Genomic DNA, 4,490 nt, shown 5'->3' on the forward strand with positions numbered 1-4,490 from the left:
GCGCAGTTCATAATTGACGCGTACTTCCTGGCGTCCCCGGATCAGCAGATTGCCGTTAGGCAGAACATCCACGACTGATGCCGCCATCGTCATGTTGATCTGCTCGGTTCGCGATGTCCTGCCGGCGCCGACCGCGCTCGATGCGGAACTGGTATCGACCAGACTGCCCGGATCGGGATTGCCTGGCAGGATTTTCCCGATCTTGCTTTCCAGCCCAAGCAGAGCACCAATGCCACCCGTCTCGCTGCCGGTCCGGGTACGGGTCGTGCTGTTGTCCACCGTCGCATTGTCCGCGATATTGATGCGGATCGTCACGATGTCGCCGACGCGCGAGGCGCGCTGATCGCGGAAGAAAGCGCCCGCGCCGGTGCGGAACAGCGATGCCCCGCGCGGTCCGCTGTCCGACGGGCTGTCCGCGCCCGCACGGCCCAGGGTCGACTGGTTGCCGATCGACGGCTCGATGCGCGGCGCGACCGGGATTTCGGCCTCGCTCATCTTTGGCGGCTTGCCGACGGTCTTGAGCCGTCCGACCGCGCCGCAGCCGGACAGCAGCGACGCCGCGACGATGGCAGGCAGGATATATTTCATTGGAAGACCTTCCTACTGGGCCGTTACGCGCACTTGTCCGGGCTTGTCGGCCACAGCGTCGATCGTGCGGTTGGTGCTGAGGTTGATGACGCGCACTGGCTCGCCCTTGCCGGCGTCGCCGAGTGCCCGTCCCCCGGCGGTGATGCGCAGCGCACCCGATACCAGCGCGATCGTGACGGCTTCGCCGCGGTGGACGATGCGCGGCGCGGCGATGTCGCTGGCGCGCACCACATTGCCGGCGGAAAGGCGACGGGTCGCCTCCCGCCCGGCCGCGTCGAGCACCGCCGTGGCGCCGCGCGCGGTGGCGGGCGGCAGGGCGGCGCTGGTGAAGTCGGCGGCGCTCAGCACATCGCCCTTCTCCACCATATGGGCGAGTACCGGCGTGTCGACCGTGGGGGAGGGGGCGATCGTCGCTGCGGCGAGCAGGGCAAGCGGGGCGATCATCAGCGAAGCTGCGTCGAGGTGGCGAGCATTTCGTCGGCCGCCTTCACCACCCGGCTGTTCATCTCATAAGCGCGCTGCGCGGTGATGAGCGAGGTGATTTCCGACACCGGATTGACGTTGGACGCTTCGACGAAGCCCTGCGTCAGCGTACCGAAGGAGGGTTGGCCCGGCGTGGAGACGGTAGGCTGGCCCGATGCGCCGGTTTCGCGGAACAGGTTGGACCCGACCGCTTCCAGTCCCGCCTCGTTGACGAAGGTGGCGAGTTCGAGCTGGCCCACCGTCTGCAATTCGGTCTGGCCGTCGATCTTGACCTGTACTTCCCCGGTCTTCGACACGACGACGTCCAGCGCGCCCTGTGGAATGGTGATGTCGGGCTGCACCCGATAGCCGTCGGTCGTCACCAGTTCGCCCTGATCGGACAACTGGAACGATCCTGCCCGGGTATAGGCCAGGTCGCCCGACGGCATCATGATCTGGAAATAGCCCGGACCGTCGATCGCCAGGTCGTAGCGGTTGCCGGTGTTGGTCAGCGCGCCCTGCTCGGTGATGCGATAGACGCCGCCGGTGCGCACACCCGCGCCGATCTGGATGCCTGACGGCACCTTGGTCCCGTCCGCGCTGGTCGCCGCGCCCGGCCGCGATACCTGCTGGTAGAGCAGATCCTGAAATTCCGCCCGCTGCCGCTTGAAGGCGGTGGTGTTCATATTGGCGATATTGTTGGAAATGACGTCGACATTGGTCTGCTGGGCCAGCATGCCGGTCGAAGCGATGGAAAGCGAACGCATGGGAACTCCTTTGCGTGGAAATCAAGGGTCATTATTTGGGGGTGGAAGAAATCAACTCTCCCCGGTCGGGTTGAGCCTGTCGAAGCCCCGCACTTTTCTTCCTCAAGACAGGGCGAATTTAGACATCAATTGATCCGGCCAAGTCGTCCGATGGCCTGCTGGCGCATGTCGGCCATGTCCTCGGTCATGCGCTGGCTGGTCTGGTAGGCGCGCAATATGTCGACCATGTTGGTCGTCTCGACGATCGGTTCGACATTGGACGCCTCGACCCCGCCGGTCCGCAGCTTGGTCTGGGTGGCGGCCATCAACTGCCCGCCGGTGCCGATCAGCATTCCGTCGCCGCGCACGTCGAGCATATTCTCGTCGGCGAAGCTGGTGACGGCCAGCCGCCCGACCGGATTGTCGCCCGCCATCACCGATCCATCCTGCGCGATAGTGACGTTGCGCATCTGGTCGGGCGGGATGTTGATCGCGCGGCCATTCTCGTCGAGCAGCCTTTGCCCGCCCGATGTCGCCAGATCGCCATTTTCCAGGATCTTGACGAAGCCCGCCCGCGTATAGGCTGTGCTGCCGTCGGCGCTCTCGACGTTCAGATAGCCCGGCCCCTCGATCATCACGTCCAGCGGATTGCCGGTCGCCTGGAAATGCCCCTGCCGCGCATCGTGGATCGCGCCGAAATCGAGCACGAAGCTGGCCTTGCGCGCATCCTCGATCGGAGCCTGCTTCAGATCCTCGACATATTCGTGGAACAGCGCCTGTTCGCGCTTGAATCCGACCGTATTGGTGTTGGCGATATTGTTCGCCGTGATGTCCATCTGCCGGCGCAGAGCCTGCTCATGGCTCAGCAGAACGAAGGTGGAAACGTCCATAGCGGGCACCTTGCTGAAAAAGATGCGCTAGGCAGAAATTGCCGTGCGTCCCTCCTATAATAGAGGCGTGAACGCCAAAGCGGACGCGGACAGCGATAATCGATGCTCCGATCCATGCTTGAAGGGGAATGAATGTGGCGAGTGACGCGATCATTGACGTGACGCCGATAGAGGTGCCCAGGGAAAAGCCGAAAAATCGCAAGAAGCTGCTGATCATCGGTGGCGCGGCGGCGCTGTTGCTCGCGGCCGGGGGCGGCGGCGCCTGGTGGATGCTGCGCGGCGACAGCGCCGGGGGCAGCGGGCATGAAGCAGCGGCCCCGGCTGCGGCATCGGCCGGCACCGACAGCTCATCCTATATAGAAGTGCCGCCCGTCATCGTGAACCTGCGCAGCGGCGACGGGCAGGCGCGCTTCCTGAAGCTGCGCTTCATTCTGGTCGCGGCTGATGCGGCCAAGGTCGACGGCATCAAGGAGCGGCTGCCCGTGGTGCTCGACGCACTGCAACCCTTCCTGCGCGAATTGCGACCGGACGACCTTGCCGGTTCCGCCGCCGTATTCCGCATCAAGGAGGAGATGATGTCGCGCACCACCCAGGCGCTGGGCGCGGGTACCGTCCACGACGTGCTGATTCAGGATCTGGTGCAGCAATGAGCGACGATTTCGACGATTTCGACCTTCCCGACCCGCCGAAGATGACGGCGGGCGAGGGCGGCGACATGTTCGACCAGGCCGGGATCGACGCCCTGTTCGGTTTCGCCGACGCCGCGCCCGCGCAGCCCAAGAGCGGCCTCAAGGCCGTCATCGAATCCAACGTCATCAGCTATGAACGGCTGCCGATGCTGGAAGTGGTCTGCGAACGCATGGTCCGCACCTTCGCGACCAGCATGCGCAATCTCACCTCCGACGCGATCGACGTCAGTCTGGAGGAGATCACCTCCACCCGCTTCGGCGAGTTCATGAACCATGTCGCGCTGCCGGCCATGTTCGGCGTGTTCAAGGTCCGCGAATGGGAGAATTTCGGCGTCATCACCGTCGACAGCGGCCTGATCTACGCCGTGGTCGACGCGCTGCTGGGCGGCCGTCGCGGCAATGCGCCGATGCGGGTCGAAGGCCGCGCCTTCACCACGATCGAGACGCAACTGGTCTGGAAGATGGTCGAACTGGCGCTGGAGGAACTGTCCGCCTCCTTCGAGGCGGTTGAGCCGGTGACGATGGAGCTGGAACGGATCGAGGCCAGCCCGCGCTTCGCCGCCATCGCCGGTCCCAGCAACATCACCGCCGTCGCCACCTTCCGCGTCGACATGGAGGGACGGGGCGGCAAGTTCAGCGTCCTCCTGCCCTATGCCACGCTGGAACCGGTGCGCGCCAAGCTGCTGCAACGCTTCATGGGCGAGAAGCTGGGTCGCGACCGCATGTGGGAATCCCATATGGCGAGCGAACTCACCAGCACCGCCGTCACCGTCGACGTGGTGCTAGGCGAAAAGCAGATGCCGCTGCGCGCCGTCACCGGCCTCAAGGTCGGCCAGACCATCGCCCTCAACCGCAGCCCCGACGATGCGCTTCAGGTCCAGTGCGGCGGCGTGCCGCTCGGCCAGGCCCATATCGGCCAGCGTTCCCAGAATATCGCCATCCGCATGGCGACCGACATCTCGAAAGGATTTCCCCGATGACGTTCGTGACTATCAGCAACGCGTTCATGATGCTGCTCTGCGTGGCGGTGATCGTCCAGACCCTGCGCCTCGGCCGCAGCGTGCGCGACCTGCGCGCCGCACCGCTGGGTGACGGTGTGGCCCAGTTCGAACGCG

Annotated in this window: 6 protein-coding genes; 2 read left to right on the top strand and 4 right to left on the bottom strand. The window is 65.0% G+C overall.

Annotated features, from left to right (window positions below):
• From VMR39_RS12445 to VMR39_RS12460, 4 genes are all read right to left on the bottom strand, one after another.
• Positions 1–588 (bottom strand): flagellar basal body L-ring protein FlgH (locus tag VMR39_RS12445; protein ID WP_325416301.1); only part of this gene is annotated, 588 nt, incomplete at its 3' end.
• A gap of 12 nt (positions 589–600) precedes the next feature.
• Positions 601–1,032 carry a flagellar basal body P-ring formation chaperone FlgA gene (gene flgA, locus VMR39_RS12450; RefSeq protein WP_325416302.1) on the bottom strand — a complete coding sequence of 144 codons (432 nt, stop codon included), beginning with the start codon at positions 1,030–1,032 and terminating at the stop codon, positions 601–603.
• Positions 1,032–1,817 carry a flagellar basal-body rod protein FlgG gene (gene flgG, locus VMR39_RS12455; RefSeq protein WP_325416303.1) on the bottom strand — a complete coding sequence of 262 codons (786 nt, stop codon included), beginning with the start codon at positions 1,815–1,817 and terminating at the stop codon, positions 1,032–1,034. Before flgG ends, flgA begins: the two co-directional genes overlap by 1 nt.
• Before the next feature lie 125 nt (positions 1,818–1,942).
• Complete coding sequence (locus VMR39_RS12460; protein ID WP_325416304.1) at positions 1,943–2,686, bottom strand: flagellar hook-basal body complex protein; 744 nt, start codon at positions 2,684–2,686, stop codon at positions 1,943–1,945.
• A gap of 128 nt (positions 2,687–2,814) precedes the next feature.
• Here VMR39_RS12460 and VMR39_RS12465 point away from each other — a divergent pair, with 128 nt between their 5' ends.
• Both VMR39_RS12465 and fliM read left to right on the top strand, forming a co-directional pair.
• A complete protein-coding gene (locus VMR39_RS12465) occupies positions 2,815–3,336 on the top strand; it encodes a flagellar basal body-associated FliL family protein (RefSeq protein WP_414712504.1) in 522 nt (173 codons plus the stop codon).
• Positions 3,333–4,355, top strand: a complete 1,023-nt coding sequence (fliM, locus tag VMR39_RS12470) for a flagellar motor switch protein FliM (protein ID WP_325416306.1) — start codon at positions 3,333–3,335, stop codon at positions 4,353–4,355. Before VMR39_RS12465 ends, fliM begins: the two co-directional genes overlap by 4 nt.
• Positions 4,356–4,490 lie beyond the last annotated feature (135 nt).

Source organism: Sphingobium sp., from assembly GCF_035511395.1.
Taxonomy (GTDB): Bacteria; Pseudomonadota; Alphaproteobacteria; order Sphingomonadales; family Sphingomonadaceae; genus Sphingobium.

Excerpts from the sequence above, each read along its gene's own strand:
- flgG (WP_325416303.1), bottom strand. The coding sequence starts at position 1,817 with ATGCGTTCGCTTTCCATCGCTTCGACCGGCATGCTGGCCCAGCAGACC.
- flgA (WP_325416302.1), bottom strand. The coding sequence starts at position 1,032 with ATGATCGCCCCGCTTGCCCTGCTCGCCGCAGCGACGATCGCCCCCTCC.
- fliM (WP_325416306.1), top strand. The coding sequence starts at position 3,333 with ATGAGCGACGATTTCGACGATTTCGACCTTCCCGACCCGCCGAAGATG.
- VMR39_RS12465 (WP_414712504.1), top strand. The coding sequence starts at position 2,815 with ATGAATGTGGCGAGTGACGCGATCATTGACGTGACGCCGATAGAGGTG.
- VMR39_RS12460 (WP_325416304.1), bottom strand. The coding sequence starts at position 2,686 with ATGGACGTTTCCACCTTCGTTCTGCTGAGCCATGAGCAGGCTCTGCGC.